General features: G+C 62.3%; 9 protein-coding genes. 7 read left to right on the top strand and 2 right to left on the bottom strand.

The genetic code is table 11. The features are described from left to right. Positions 1–12: 12 nt before the first annotated feature. Positions 13–2,289 (bottom strand): hypothetical protein, encoded by a 2,277-nt coding sequence (locus BISU_RS06160; RefSeq protein ID WP_024463152.1) that lies wholly within the window; start codon positions 2,287–2,289, stop codon positions 13–15. Positions 2,290–2,670: 381 nt separating this feature from the next. Here BISU_RS06160 and BISU_RS06155 point away from each other — a divergent pair, with 381 nt between their 5' ends. The 3 genes from BISU_RS06155 to BISU_RS06145 all read left to right on the top strand — a co-directional run bounded on the left by BISU_RS06155 (position 2,671) and on the right by BISU_RS06145 (position 7,050). Continuing rightward, positions 2,671–4,983, top strand: coding sequence for an alpha-1,4-glucan--maltose-1-phosphate maltosyltransferase (locus BISU_RS06155; protein WP_226839102.1), 2,313 nt, complete (start codon positions 2,671–2,673; stop codon positions 4,981–4,983). A gap of 287 nt (positions 4,984–5,270) precedes the next feature. After that, entirely contained in the window at positions 5,271–5,762 is a 492-nt protein-coding gene (locus BISU_RS06150) for an inorganic diphosphatase (RefSeq protein ID WP_024463150.1), read from the top strand. A gap of 721 nt (positions 5,763–6,483) precedes the next feature. Then, positions 6,484–7,050 (top strand): manganese efflux pump MntP, encoded by a 567-nt coding sequence (locus tag BISU_RS06145; RefSeq protein ID WP_024463149.1) that lies wholly within the window; start codon positions 6,484–6,486, stop codon positions 7,048–7,050. Between the two features lie 354 nt (positions 7,051–7,404). On the opposite strand, the gene BISU_RS06140 is transcribed toward BISU_RS06145, so the two are convergent. Further along, positions 7,405–8,238, bottom strand: coding sequence for a hypothetical protein (locus BISU_RS06140; protein WP_024463148.1), 834 nt, complete (start codon positions 8,236–8,238; stop codon positions 7,405–7,407). Between the two features lie 228 nt (positions 8,239–8,466). Between BISU_RS06140 and BISU_RS06135 the strand changes: the two genes are divergently transcribed. The 4 genes from BISU_RS06135 to valS all read left to right on the top strand — a co-directional run bounded on the left by BISU_RS06135 (position 8,467) and on the right by valS (position 14,650). Further along, positions 8,467–9,312, top strand: coding sequence for a winged helix-turn-helix transcriptional regulator (locus BISU_RS06135; protein ID WP_024463147.1), 846 nt, complete (start codon positions 8,467–8,469; stop codon positions 9,310–9,312). A gap of 12 nt (positions 9,313–9,324) precedes the next feature. Beyond that, positions 9,325–9,987: an endonuclease III gene (gene nth / locus BISU_RS06130; protein WP_024463146.1), complete on the top strand. Its 663-nt coding sequence runs from the start codon at positions 9,325–9,327 to the stop codon at positions 9,985–9,987. Between the two features lie 213 nt (positions 9,988–10,200). After that, complete coding sequence (locus BISU_RS06125; protein ID WP_024463145.1) at positions 10,201–11,736, top strand: ABC transporter substrate-binding protein; 1,536 nt, start codon at positions 10,201–10,203, stop codon at positions 11,734–11,736. 118 nt (positions 11,737–11,854) lie between these two features. Continuing rightward, positions 11,855–14,650 (top strand): valine--tRNA ligase, encoded by a 2,796-nt coding sequence (gene valS, locus BISU_RS06120; protein WP_024463144.1) that lies wholly within the window; start codon positions 11,855–11,857, stop codon positions 14,648–14,650. Positions 14,651–15,040 lie beyond the last annotated feature (390 nt).

Here is a 15,040-nt window from a genome sequence, read left to right as displayed (position 1 = left end):
GAACCGCACCCTTCAAGTCCGTCGGCGGATCGCTGCGACCATAAGCAGGGCGACGAGCGCCGCGGCGACGCCGACTCCAGCGAGCGCCACCACCGAAGAGCCGGTATCAGCCAAGCGAGCGGGCTGATTAGGAGTCGACTTGTCGGAAGCCGGCTGGCCAGGAACCGACGGCGTCTGGCTGCCGTCTTCCATAACCTCCACGACTTCTCCTTCAGCGCCGAGTTCATGCGTGGCGAGCACGTCGCCCTTCGGCGAGAACACCGTGGCCTTCCAATACACGAATCCCGGCTTTCCTGAGCGCACTTGGCTGCTGGACACCTTCTGATCGCTCACGCCATGGTCCAGTCTCACATGTTCGCCATCAAGCAGCTTGGCATTCGCACCGGGCTTGACGCCTTTGGCTATGGCCTCGTACGCGCTGAATTCCACGTAGGAGCCTTTCTTCACGTCACCGATGACCCGAGCGGTATCTCTGAACGGCTCATTGAGCTTGACCGTGTCGCGGTCGACTCTTGTGGTGACAATAGGCGCTTTGGGCCGTGCGACTTCCACGACGCGAGTGCGCTCCCATGCGTCATCGTACGCGCTTGCGGCCGGCATGACGCGGTCGTCGCCAGCAAACTGCCAGACGAATACATACCATCCATGGCTTTCGCCTCGGATATTCACCGGCTTGCCGTGGGCATCGGGCGCTCCGGCACCGACACGGAACGTGCCATTGGCGGCTGGATAGTTCCAGACTCCCACACGTCGGTGATGCTCGTCTTCCTCGGGCACGCCGCTTCCGCTGGGACGATATCGTTCGTCGTTGCCTGCGTCATGCGCATCGCCAGACCACCACACGCTCACCTGCGCGTGCGCCCGATCCGGTTCGAAACCGAATTCCTTGCTGCCCGCAAACGATCCATGGTCATCCGGGAAACCGGAGACGGTTATGGTATCGCTGAGTTCGGATCCCACGCTTGCGCTGTGTTCGGTCACGCTGGACCGCACATTGATTCTGGCACGGTGCGCATTGGTTTCCGGTATCTCCAGAAACGGCGTGACCGCGTCAGCCAGAACGTATTCGCGGGCCTGCGCACTAAGCGATTCGCGCTCGAAGGCCCACACCCAAGTGCCGAATCCTGCGGCGACCGGGGTTTTGTATGGTTCGGAGCCGCCAGACTTCGTCGTGCCCTGCACCTTCACCGTCTGATTTGGCCCGGTAAAACTTGCGGCCCCATACGCCGAAGGCTTGTGTCCGGCGCTCTGCAAACGCTTGAGAAAAGCCGCCGCGCTCTCCCCGGCATGCACTGCCGTGCCTTCTTTCAGCGCAGCAGGAGACAGCTTATCGAAGTACCAGCCGGTCGCCGTCAGTTTCAACCCTTGAGGCCAATGGCTGTCCGCGCCACGCACTCCGGAGGTCACCTCATCAACCACGGGCTGACCGGCATCGACGATTTTCGCGGACACCCGCGTGCCCAGCGAGGGCGTGAAATCCTTGCGGGCCGTGAACTTCACAGCACCGCCATTGGTCTGCTTCATACCGCCGAAACGTACGAAGTCCTGCGCACTGATGATCTGCTCAAGCACGTGACGCCCGTAGGATATGGACGCCGTGATCTCGCCAGCACCGGTGGCCTGCCAGCGATGCGCGATCGATTGGGTGCCTGAGACGCCTGCAACGGAGTCCTGCCCGTTCTCGAACCGCGCCGGGCCATTAAGCGTGACTTTGTAAGGCACACCGGCTATGGGCGACCCCGATGCATTCACGACGAGAGCCTCCACAATCCCCTGTCGCAATCCTCGCACGTAATGCTGCGTGATTTTCGCGCCAGCGGGCGCGTAGTCCCCGGCTTCGCGCCACAATGCGCCGGCGCGATCCGCGATGCCCGCATGCGTGCGGATGACGCTGTCGCGATGGGATGCCCATGTCGCTTGGTCCAGATCGTAGCGGTCGTGCACCAGCAGGCCGATCGCCGCATAGGCGAGCGGGTCTTCGCTGCCTCGATAATGGTCGATCAGCCAAGCCAGCCGTCGCGCGTCATCGGTGGACTCGATTTCGCGCACCCCGTCGATTCGATAAGAGGCCTGCACATTCCCTTCGATGCAGTAGTAGTCGGAGTCGTCATCCTGAGCAATCACGCCGATGCGCATGGCGTTGCCGCCGATCTTGTAAGTAAGATACCGGCTGCTGTCCGGCCGGCGCAAGTCGGCGGCCCTCGCGACTGTGGGCAGGCAGATCGTCATCAGGACCGCCGCCAGCACAGCGACGATGGCCGTCAGACGGTTTCGTAGCTTTGCGTTCATGAGTGTTTCCTTTCCGTCGGTACGCAACGTCGTAGTATGCGTGACAACGAGCCTGTCACAGCTGCGCATCCCCTCGCATCCTGAAACGGGTCCTGTGGTCGAAGGCTTGGGTCCTCGGCGTGTTGTGGATAACCTGCCTGTGGATAAATACGATGTGGACAACGCAAACTGTGGATAAAAACAGCGGTGCCCGACATAGCTGTGGATAACTTCGCCGCGGACAGCATACCTATATATACGAGCAGCCAAGCTGCGCACGACCCGCGAAAATCGCTGCCGACGGATTCGCAGTCATCGCGCCGGAACACGCAAGAGCGGCAAAGCCGCCGACATGCGGTCACGAAGATGCATCCTGAGCCGCAGACACCCTACAATGCCATTATGGCTACACACCACACAAGCAAAGAAGCAACATTTAAACGTCACGATTCCGCCGGCACCGTCGCCGCACAGGCTTCGGCAGACGAATCCGCCATGCAGGACGCCGCAGCGGAAAACGCGACCCCAGCAAAATCTTCCGCGCCGCACCGCACCCGGCGATCGAAGGCCGCGGAGAAGAATACGGCTTCGCGCCACGTCTCCGCGGCTCGGCCGCGAATCCATCTGAATCCAGGAGAGGAAGCTCCGGCACCCACTTTGCCGGTCGACGCGCCCAATCAGCTCGGGCGCGTCGTCGTGCTCGACATCACGCCGAGCCGTGAAAACGACGTGTTCCCGGTGCGCGTCGAACTTGGCGAAACCTTCTCCGTCACCGCACAGGTCTTCATCGAAGGCCGCAGCAAAATCGGCGCAACTGCCGTGCTGCGCAATCCGCGCGGCCGCGAGATGCTGCGCATGCCGATGACCTGCGTCAACCCCGGACTGGACCGCTGGGCCGTGACGCTCAAGGCCGGCGAGCACAGCACCGTCAAGCCCTGGGACGAGCAATGGCCTACGCTGCGTCGCCAGCTCGGCGATTGGGGTATGGTCGTCGAAGGCTGGGAGGATACCTATGCTTCGTGGCTGCATGACGCGCGCATCAAAGTCGACGTCCATGACGATGTGGAGAATGCGCTCGACTCGGGCGCAGACCTGCTGAACCGCTGGGCGGGACGACACGATGCAGGGTTGTCGGCAAGCGAGCGCCGGACGCTGCGCGAGGCGGCCAAACGCATCGCGGATCGCAACCTGAACGAACACGAGCGGCTCGCCGCCGCCGACAATGAGGCCATCGAACGCCTGCACATCGAGCATCCGCTGCGCGATGGCATCTCGCCCAGCCACCCCAAAACGGTGCGCGTCGAGCGACCGAAATCGAGCTTCACCGCTTGGTATCAGTTCTTCCCTCGCTCCGAAGGCGCGACCCACGATCCGCAGACCGGCAAGATCATCCCCGGCAATCTGCGCACCTCGGTATCCGGCCTCGAGCGTGCTGCCGCACAAGGCTTCGACGTGGTCTATCTGCCGCCGATCTTCCCCATAGGCGTCACCAACCGCAAGGGACGCAACAACAGCCTGGTCGCCGGCCCCGAAGATCCCGGCTCCCCCTTCGGCATCGGCTCCGAGCTGGGCGGCCATGACACCGTCGACCCGCAGCTGGGTACTATGGACGACTTCAAGGCGCTGTGCGCCCGCGCCCATGAGCTGAATCTGGAGATCGCGCTCGACTTCGCGCTGCAGTGCTCGCCGGACCACCCGTGGGTCAAGGAGCATCCCGACTGGTTCCGCCACAAGCCCGACGGCACCATCGCCTTCGCCGAGAATCCGCCGAAGAAGTATCAGGACATCTACCCGATCGATTTCAACGCGGATATGCTCGGGATCGAGCGCGAGGTCGAACGGCTTATGAACCTGTGGATCGAAGCCGGCGTCACCATCTTCCGCATCGACAATCCGCACACCAAGCCGGTGCGCTTCTGGCAGGACGTGATCGCCGCCGTCACCCGCAAGCATCCCGAGGTGCTCTTCCTCGCCGAAGCCTTCACCCGCCCGGGCATGATGCGCGCGCTGAGCTACGTCGGGTTCACGCAGTCGCACTGCTACTTCCCCTGGCGCAACGAGAAGTGGAATCTGGACGACTACCTGCTCGAAACCAACAGCGACGAGGCCTTCTACCAGCACAACACCTTCTGGCCCACCACGCCCGACATCCTCACCGACTACATCCGCGACAACGGCATCGCCGGGCATGCGATCCGCGCGGTGCTGGCGGCTATGGGCTCGCCGTCCTGGGGCATCTACAACGGCTACGAGCTTATCGAGAACCGGCAGCGCCCCGGCTACGAAGAGCAGCAGAACAACGAGAAGTACGAGGTCAAGGTGCGCGATTGGAGCCAGGCCGAGCAGTACGGCATCGGCGAGCTGCTCGCATCGCTCAACCGCATCCGGCGAGCGCACCCCGCCTGCCGCAGCTACCACGACCTGAACCTGCTGCCCTGCGAGGATGAGAGCATCATCGCCTTCATCCGCCATGTGCCGGCCGAGCTCACCGGCACCGGCAAGCCGGACACGGTGATCGTGGTCGTCAATCTCGACGCGCATAACAGCCATCAGGCCGTGGTGCATCTCGAACTGGGCGAGTACGGACTGCCCACCGACCGCGCGGTCAAGGTGCGCGACGAGCTCACCGGGCGCGAATTCGACTGGGGCTGGGACAATTTCGTGTCCCTCGCGCCGTGGGCGGATGTCGCGCATATCCTCAGTGTTGAATACTGAGCGCTGAATACCAGGCGCGGAGTGCTGAGTACGACATACTGCGTGCGGCATACTGGGCGATGTTCAAGGCTGCTGCCCGCAACTACCCGCGCCGCATGCAAGACTGCACTCGCCTTCGCGTGGTGCGGGTACGCTAGGCCCGGTAAGGCATTGAAGGCCTGACGCACAGCACAGTGACACCAGTGCAGTGTTGCAATGCGCATGCGCCGGACCGCCCAAAGCCACAACGACAACCGACATGCGGCCTGCAGCGAAAGCAGGCCGAAGATCATAAGGAGAAACGAATAATGGCAGAGACATTCAACGTAGTCGTCGAGATCCCGCGCGGCTCCAAGAACAAATACGAAGTCGACCATGAGACCGGCCGCGTGTTCCTCGACCGCACGCTGTTCACCGCGATGGGCTACCCGGACGACTACGGCTACATCGACGAGACGCTGGGCGAGGATGGCGATCCGCTCGACGCGCTCGTGATGATCCCGAACTCAGTGTTCCCCGGCTGCGTGGTCGAGTGCCGCGCCGTGGGCCTGTATCACATGGTCGACGAGGCCGGCGGCGACGACAAGGTGCTGTGCGTGCCCGCCGACGTGCGCTTCGACGATATCAAGGATATCGATGACGTCAACGACTTCCACAAGGCCGAGATCAAGCACTTCTTCGAGCAGTACAAGGCGCTGGAGCCAGGCAAGGAAGTGCAGCCCGGCGACTACTGGGCCGGCGTTGACGAGGCCGACAAGCAGATCAAGGCCGCGCGCGAGCGTCTGGCCGAACAGGCCTGATTCCGTGAGCGCCTGCCAAGGGCGCTGGCAAAGGCGCAGGGCATGATGATCGGGCGCGCGTGATGCGTACGATGCTCACACCCTGATATGCAAAGAAAGCCACCCACTCGGGTGGCTTTCTCCGTATCTGTGGCTACGCTCGGCAGGCGAGCACGGCACATCCGTATGCTTTCCTCGCCTCGAACATTCCCCAGCCGCCGAATCGCCATCCTAACGCCACGAATCCCGCACAATAACGGACCCTATGCGGGCGGAGGCGTTAAACTCACAGCGCAGTGCGCTGTGAGTAGCCGACGCCAAGGGACCGCCAAGGGACCGAGGAAACAACGGGGTTTACCCTTGGACAGTCATTGAGCCACGAACCGTCACAATCCCCGCACTAACTCGACCGTTGTGCGGGAGTTGCGATGAATAACCGCGGGGAAACGTCACAAGTTTCGCATATCCCCTGTCATAGTGCGGGATTCGTGACATCACCCCATCTCTTGTCTAGCGGATCACGCAATGCGTCTTCCAGCTTTCGGCAAAGCAGCGACACGCTCCCCGTATTCCGGTGCTATAATCGAACCTGTCAACTAAACGACATGCGAACGGCATTCGCTGGGAATTCAAAGCCGGCTTCAGACCGGCAGTTCTGTGTCGGTATCCGAGGCGTAGGCGGTGAAAGCCGTCGAGGTTCATCGGCGGCCGAGACCGACGATGAACCCTTTGAATACCACATATGATCATTCAACCATTGCTTATCGCTATATCCGTATCTATGGATGCATTCGCTGTCGCCATCGGCAAAGGCCTTGCGGCAACCCGCATCCGCCCGCTTGACGCGCTGAAAACCGCATTGTGGTTCGGCGGATTCCAAGCGCTGTTCCCCCTGTTGGGCTACATCGGCGCCTCTGCGCTGAACAATTATGTCTCAGCTTTCGATCACTGGATCATTTTCAGCCTGCTCGCCCTGATCGGCGGCAACATGATTCGCGAAGCCCTGCGTGAGGGCGAAGCCAACAAGCACGAAACCCCGCAGTTCAGCTGGCGTCATATGATGCCGCTGGCCATCGCGTGCAGCATCGATGCCTTAGCCGTCGGAGTGAGCTTCGCGTTTCTGCAGTTCAGCGTGCCTTTCGCCATCGGAGTCATCGGCATCGTGACGGCCGCATTCGCCGCTGCAGGCCTGTATCTCGGACGCGTCGTCGGCCTGCGATGGCAGAAGCCGGCGCAGATCGCGGGCGGCATCGTGCTGATTCTGATCGGCACCAACATACTGCTGGAGCATCTGGGCATCATCGGTTGAGTGCCTGCCTCCGGCAGGATTACTGGCTTCGATTGGTCCCGACAGGCCACGGCTGAGTGACTGGCCTCGAATGGCCTCGGCTCGCCTCTATTCGGCCCCGGCCAGCCCCGAATCGAGTCATCGGCATCGAAACATATCTCGATTGCGTTGCGTTTTGTACGGCAACACGCGGCTGCCGTACAAAACGCAACGTTATCCAGTCGATTTCCGTCACCTTTTGTACGGCAGCCTCACGGTAGCGGTCGAAATGGAACGTTTTGCAACTTCGCAGACGTCCGCTCAGCAAGACGCCCGCTCAGCAGACGTCCGTTCAGCAGTTCAGCAGTTCAGCCGCCGCAAATGCGGCACAAAAAATCACACCATCGTCACAAGCGCGAACGCGTATGCAAACGCCGCCAAGCCGAATATCAGCACCGGCAGCAGACCGAATCCGAGCCAGGGGGCAGGATTCGGCGAATCAATCGCGACATCCCGCCACCACTGGCGAGACACGAACGCCATAGCGACAAGCGCTGCGACCGCGGCGATTGCAACCGCGCAAAGAATCCAGACTGAGCCCGTCGATATGGCCCACATAGTACCTGACGGCTGCGCTGCGACAAGATCATGCCATTGGCGCAGCACACGCGCCACAATGACCCATCCGCCCAATCCGACAGCGGCGACGCCGCCGAGCACGAAAGACGAGAGCGAGCGCACCAGCTCGGTGCGCTGCTCGCGCAGCATCTGCCGCAGGAATCCGCCGATGATGAGCAGTGCCAGCAGCACCAGCGCCGTCGAGGCCCAGTGCGAGATTGCGGTCCCCAGCAAGGCCAGGACGCCATCTGCGGCGCATGCGTCTGCGGGCGATGCCTGCAACGATGCCTGCGGGATAATAATGCATTCTCCTCGCGATCCCAGAATATCGGCAGGAAGCGCAGCCGCCGCAATCGACACCGCTCCTGCTATTGCGGCGACGATGCGCGCCACGCCGTCAGCACGCAACGGCCATGCGATGACGAAGGCCAGCAGCGCAGCCGCCGCAACCACGACGATGACGGCCTCGCCTATTCCCCACAACCAGCCGGCGACGCAGACCAGCGCGAAAATCGCATAGGCAGCCAGCTGCGCGACCAGCATGGCTGTACACGAGGGCCTGTCGCTGCTCGATTCGAAACCGACGGCAGCATCAGCGGAATCAACGGTCATAATCGTTCCTCTCTGCACGGCCAAGCCGTGCGTTCATGCGTCCATGCGCCGCAACTGCGAGGCCATGCGATATCATGCGAATACCACGCTAAAGAATATGGTTCTCAATGTAGCCGCATGTGTCCACAACCTGCGCCTACAATACACAGCAGGCATGATGCGAGCTGTGGTCGTAACGACCGTTGCATTACACTGTATTGCAGAGAACCCGTGGGAAGAGGAGGTTGCGTGACCGATCTTACGCTGATGACGTCCGCCGGTGACCCAGCTTCAGTGCTGCCTTCTCTTGCCCTGCTTTCCCATCGCGTGCGCGTGCTGCCGATGGATGCGGCGAGCTTGGTGAAGATGCCTGAGAATACGATTCTGTTTTTGGATGCCCGCGATGATCTCGCCACTGCGAAGACCCTGTGCCGCCTTGTGCAGGCCACGGGACTGAGTACACCTATCATGCTGATACTGACCGAGGGCGGTTTTACGGTCGTCAACTCGCAGTGGGGCGTGGCGGATGTGGTTGTGTCCAGCGCCTCGCCCGCCGAGGTCGAAGGCCGGCTGCGTCTGGTCTCCGAACGCGGCAATCAAGTCATGGTGCATGCCACCGGCAACGAGGAAGTGCCTGAACAGGGCGAGGACGGGCAGATTCGCAGCGGCGATCTGATGGTGGATACCAACGGCTACACTGCCAGCCTGCACGGCCATCCGATCGACTTGGCCTACAAGGAATTCGAGCTGCTCAAGTATCTCGTGCAGCATCCCAATCGGGTCTTCACCCGCGCCCAGCTGCTGCAGGAAGTATGGGGCTACGACTATTACGGCGGCACGCGAACCGTCGACGTGCATATCCGACGCCTGCGCGCCAAGCTGGGCGGCGAATACGAGCATCTGATCGGCACCGTGCGCAACGTCGGCTACCGCTTCGATCCGCCGGAGGGCGAAAAGCCCGCAGCTGCCGAGGCCGCGCAGGAAGCGCAGGATGCTCAATCCGCGCACGAGGACCGGGAATCCGGCAATGCCGATGATGAGGCGGCGGATCAGTCGGCCGCCAGCCAGAAGTCGTCCTACGACGCAAAGCACTGAGGACGCGGCGTCATGCCACGGGAATCAAAGCGTGCGCTGCATGCAAGAATGCATGAGGAGTACGCGCTGCTGTGCGAGGAGATACCTGAACCCAAGTGCGCGCTGGATTTCTCCACGCCGCTGCAGCTGCTTATCGCGACGGTGCTGAGCGCACAGACCACCGACAAGCGGGTCAATACGGTTACTCCGACGCTGTTCAGCGAGTATCCAAGCGCTGCCGATCTCGCTGCGGCAAGCCCCGAGCGCGTCGAGGACATCATTCATCCGCTGGGATTCTATCGTTCGAAATCCGCGCATATCATCGCGCTGGCCGATCAGCTTCAGGAGCGCTTCGACGGCGTGGTGCCGCGAACGATGGAGGAGCTGGTGACTCTGCCCGGCGTGGGCAGGAAAACGGCAAATGTGGTGCTGGGCAATGCCTTCGGAGTTCCTGGATTCCCCGTCGACACGCATGTGATGCGCGTGACCGGCCGGCTGCGCTGGCGTTCGGATTGGCGATCCACGCATCCTGACCCGGTGCGCATCGAACAGGAGATCACCAGATGCTTCCCGCCCGAAGAATGGACCGATTTGTCTCACCGGCTGATACTGCATGGACGCGCCATATGCCATGCCCGCAAGCCCGACTGCGCAAACTGCCCGCTGAACGGGACCTGCCCGAGTTCTGAAGTATGACGGCGCTGAATATGACGGCGCTGAAAGCACGCACACTGCAGTGGGCACCACGATGACGCGATGAGGCCTGCGGGCTTGCTCCGGGCCAGACGCAGGAGTAGACAGGGAGGCGGACAGCAGAACGACACAGAGCCGACCGGGGAGAGATTGGACGCGGACGACGGCTGCGGCCGCGGGCGCACGGTTACGAAACAACGAGGACGGATTCGCCATATGACACGACACAGCAGGCACGACGCCGCCAAACGGTGGGGCATCTTCGTGGCCATAGCCGCAGCGCTGTTCGCTTCCCTATGGATTGCATGGTCGGCGTTGGACAGCCCGAGCTTCCTTCCCGGCATCAATCCTCTGCAACGCAACACCACGGTGACGGTCGGGCTGCGTCAGGCGCCCGCCTCGCTCGACATCCGCAAGCAGAGCGGCCACGCCGTCGAGCAGGCGCTGCTCGGCAACGTCTACGAGACGCTGGTGCAGCGCAATCAGGACAATCAGCTCGAACCAGGGCTTGCCAGCCAGTGGAAGGTCTCCAAGGACGCGCTGACCTATACGCTTACGCTGCGCCCGAATCTACGCTTCTCGAACGGGGATCGGCTCGATGCCACCGACGTCGTATGGTCCCTGCAGCAGTCGATCAAAGGACGCTTCGTCGGATCGGATATGCTGAACGGTCTTAAATCGGTCGAAAATCGGGGTTCTTCGACCATTGTCATCTCTTTATCGGGCCCCAACCCCACGCTGCTGCGCGCGCTGTCCGGCAGGGCCGGCATCGTCTATGACGCGCAGGCCGATGTCGATTACGCTCGGCAGGCCGTCGGATCGGGTCCCCTCGTCGTTGCCGACTACGAGCCCGGCCAATCCATCACCTTCAAGCGCAATGGCGCCTACCGTGCGCAGCAGGCGGCCTCCTCGCAGGTGACATTGCGCTACTACCCCGACGACGCGTCTGCGCTTTCGGCGCTGCGGGACGCCGATGTGAATATGGTGATACCCGACGATCCGAGCCTGGACGCAAGCATTACGGGAGACCCGAGCCTGAAAATCATCGACGGCATGAGCACATCGAAAGTGCTGCTCGCTTTCAATAACAGCGCCAACTCGATCTTCTCCGACCAGCAGGTGCGTCAGGCAACGCGCTATCTTGTCGACTCCGCTTCGCTCGCGCACTCGCAGCCCGATGCTGCGGCGGGTCTGGGAGGCCCGATCAGCGAGCTTGAGCCCGGCTATGAGGATCTGACGGGATTGTTCCCGCACGACCCGGTCAAGGCGACTTCGATGCTGTCGTATTTCAGCGCGTCGTATCTGGGCACGGTGACCTTCCTCGTTCCGCAGCGCTACGAGGCGCTTGGCGAAACCATCGCGCAGCAACTCAAGGGCAGCGGGTATTTCGATGTGCAGCTGCAGGCGGTCGACGATGCGACGCTGGGCGAGCGCATGGCCAAAGGCGACTACACGATGGCGCTGATGACGATGGACGAGACCGGCGACGCGGGCGCCTTCGCCAACGCCGACTCGGTATTCCACTATGAAAACGGCGACGCGCAGCGCCAGTATGCGGATGCCCTGCGTGCCACCAATGGCGACGACTACCGCAAGGCCATGCAGGCCTTCGCGCGGACGGTGAGCCAGGACGCCGCCAGCGACTGGCTGTACACGCGCAAGGATCGCATCGTCGCCAAGGCCAAGCTCGAAGGGTACCCGAAGAATATGGTCGATCAGCTGCTGCCGCTGCAGGATCTGGCGATGAGGTAGAAGCCGGAAGCTCAAATCGGCAGGCCGGGAAGGTGGGCTGGCATAGCCGGGCGCCGCTGTATGCGAACAGTTACAGTACTGCGCTTAATGTCACCAATGCTTTCTAGACTTGGGCTTCATGACTGATCAGGAGAAGAACAATGGCAGCGCTTCCCGCGATGCCGCCGATACGAGCATCGATGCGAAGCTGACCCCGCTTCCCGACAAGGTGGGCGTCGAAGGCTTGGAAGACAAGTGGCGTTCGGTGTGGGACGAGACGGGCGTGTACCGTTTCCGCAATTCGCGCGACCGCAAGGCCGTCTACTCCATCGACACCCCGCCGCCGACCGTTTCCGGCTCGCTGCATGTGGGGCATGTGTTCTCCTACACGCATACCGACGTGATCGCGCGCTACAAGCGCATGCGCGGCTACGACGTGTTCTACCCGATGGGCTGGGACGACAACGGCCTGCCGACCGAGCGGCGCGTGCAGAACTACTACGGCGTGCGCGTGGATACGTCGCTCAAGTACGATCCTGATTTCAAGCCGCCCTTCGAGGGCACGGACGGCAAGAAGATCAATGCCAAGGATCAGATACCGGTCAGCCGCCAGAACTTCATCGAATTGTGCGAGCAGCTCACCGGGCAGGACGAGAAGCTCTTCGAGGCGCTGTGGCGCTCGCTGGGCATGTCAGTGGATTGGAGCCAGACCTACCATACGATCGGCGAGCATCCGCGGCGCGTGGCGCAGAAGGCGTTCCTGCGCAATCTGGCGCGCGGCGAGGTCTACCAGAAGGACGCGCCGGGCCTGTGGGATGTGACTTTCCAGACCGCCGTGGCGCAAGCCGAGCTGGAAAGCCGCGAATACCCCGGCTTCTACCACCGCATCGCCTTCCGTTTCGCCGACGGCACGCCGATCTATATCGAGACGACCCGCCCCGAACTGCTCGCCGCCTGCACTTCGCTGATTGCCAACCCCGAGGACGAGCGCTACAAGAAATATTTCGGCCAGGAAGTCTACTCGCCGCTCTTCAAGGTCAAGGTGCCGGTGCTGGCGCATCCCGCCGCCGAAATGGACAAGGGCGCGGGCATCGCCATGTGCTGCACCTTCGGCGATATGACCGACGTCGAGTGGTGGCGCGAGCTCAAGCTGCCCACCCGGCCGATCATCCAGCGCAACGGGCGCATCGCGATGGGCACGCCGGAATGGATTACCGACGAAAGCGGGCGCGATATCTTCGCGCAGACCGCTGGCAAGACCACGTTCTCGGCCCGCAAGATCATCGTGGACGCGCTGCGCGAATCAGGCGACTTGGACGGCGAGCCGACGCCGACCGACCGCATGACGAACTTCTACGAGAAGGGCGACAAGCCGCTCGAAATCGTCACCTCGCGCCAATGGTACCTGCGCAATGGCGGCACCGACGAGGCGCTTAATGCAGAGCTTATCGAGCGCGGCAAGGAGCTGCAGTTCCATCCTGATTTCATGCGCGTACGCTACGAGAACTGGGTGCATGGACTCAACGGCGACTGGCTTATCTCCCGCCAGCGCTTCTTCGGCGTGCCCTTCCCGCTGTGGTACCCGGTCGACGTGAACGGCGAGGCCGACTACGCCCACCCGCTCACCCCTGCCGAAGACCAGTTGCCTATCGACCCGACCAGCGACGTGCCGGCAGGTTACACCGAGTCGCAGCGCGACCAGCCGAATGGCTTCACGGCCGAGCAGGACATCATGGACACTTGGGCCACCTCCTCGCTCACCCCGCAGATCGTGACGCACTGGGCCGAGCCGGACGAGGCAAGCCAGGCGCTGTTCAAGGCGACCTTCCCGATGGATCTGCGCCCGCAGGGCCAGGACATCATCCGCACATGGCTGTTCAGCTCCGTGGACCGCGCGCATTTGGAGAACAAGTGCCTGCCGTGGGCGCATACCGCGCTCTCCGGCTGGATTCTGGACCCCGACCACAAGAAGATGTCGAAATCCAAGGGCAACGTCGTCGTGCCGAACGAGCCGATCGAGAAATTCGGCGCGGACGCCGTGCGCTACTGGGCCGCCTCCGCACGCCTCGGCCTAGACGCCACCTACGACGAAGGCCAGATGAAGATCGGGCGGCGCTTGGCAATCAAGCTGCTCAACGCGACCAAGTTCGCGCTGGCCATCGGCCGCGAAGACGAGCATCATCATGTCGGCGAAGGCGGTTCGCAAGTCTGGAGGCCTTCGGACGTGACCGAGGCGCTGGATCGCTCGGTCATGGCCTCGCTCGCGCAGATCGTGCGCGAAGCCGGACAGGCGCTTGATTCCTACGAGCATTCCAAGGCTCTGGAAGCCATCGAGACCTTCTTCTGGCAGTTCTGCGACGACTATATCGAACTGGCGAAAAACCGCGCGTATGGCACCGCCGACGCGACCGGAAAGGTGCCAACGGAGACCGCCGTGTTGTCTGCACGCACGACGCTCGGTCTTGGTTTGGACGCCTTCGCACGGCTGTTCGCGCCGTACCTGCCCTACGCCACGGAAGAGGTGTGGTCATGGATGCACGACGGCGCTGGCTCCGTGCATCGCGCCGCATGGCCGGACGCCGGGCTGTATGAGCAGGCGGCTGCCGGGGCTGGTACGGCCGATGCCGACACACCTGCCGCTGACGCCGGCATCCTGCTGTGGGCGGGCAAAGCGCTGGCCGAGCTGCGCGGCCTGAAATCGCAGGCCAAGGTCTCCATGAAGACCCCGATCCTCTCCGCCACACTGCTGGTGCCCGCTGCTGGCGTGCAGGCAGTGCAGGCGGTAATCGACGACATCGCCGAGGCCGGCCGCGTCACCGGGCCGCTGGACGTTCAGGCGGCCGAAGCTTCCGGCGAAAACGAGTCGAACGAACCGACGGTAGCCGTCGCTGCCAGCGAACTCGGCGAGCCTCCGGCCAAGAAGCCGAAGCGCTGAAACCAGTTCCAGCCTTGCACCAGACTGGAAGGCGCTAGAATCGGGCTCGGGTAGGATGAGGCGGTTTTGCTTGTCCGTGCGGCGTTTCCAAACGTGGGCAACCACGTACTGCACGGACTAGGCCTCAGGCGATATGGCGGTCCCCTGCCACTCGTTTATTATCTATTACCGCGAAGGCGGGCTGGTCTTGATTGATCAGCCCGCCTTTGTGGCTTCCGGACTACCTCATATAGAGGGTATCCGCAGAACGTCGTCTTTTGTACGCTAGCTCGACGCTGACGTGCAAAAGGCGACGCGATCAGCCCTCATAACGTTACGTTTCATACGGCAGCATCGAGTTAGCATGCAAAAGGTGATGGGTATGGGTTTATATGCCTACGCACCGCGAAT

The organism is Bifidobacterium subtile (assembly GCF_000741775.1).
GTDB lineage: Bacteria > Actinomycetota > Actinomycetes > Actinomycetales > Bifidobacteriaceae > Bifidobacterium > Bifidobacterium subtile.
This window is presented reverse-complemented; position numbering and strand designations above follow the sequence as displayed.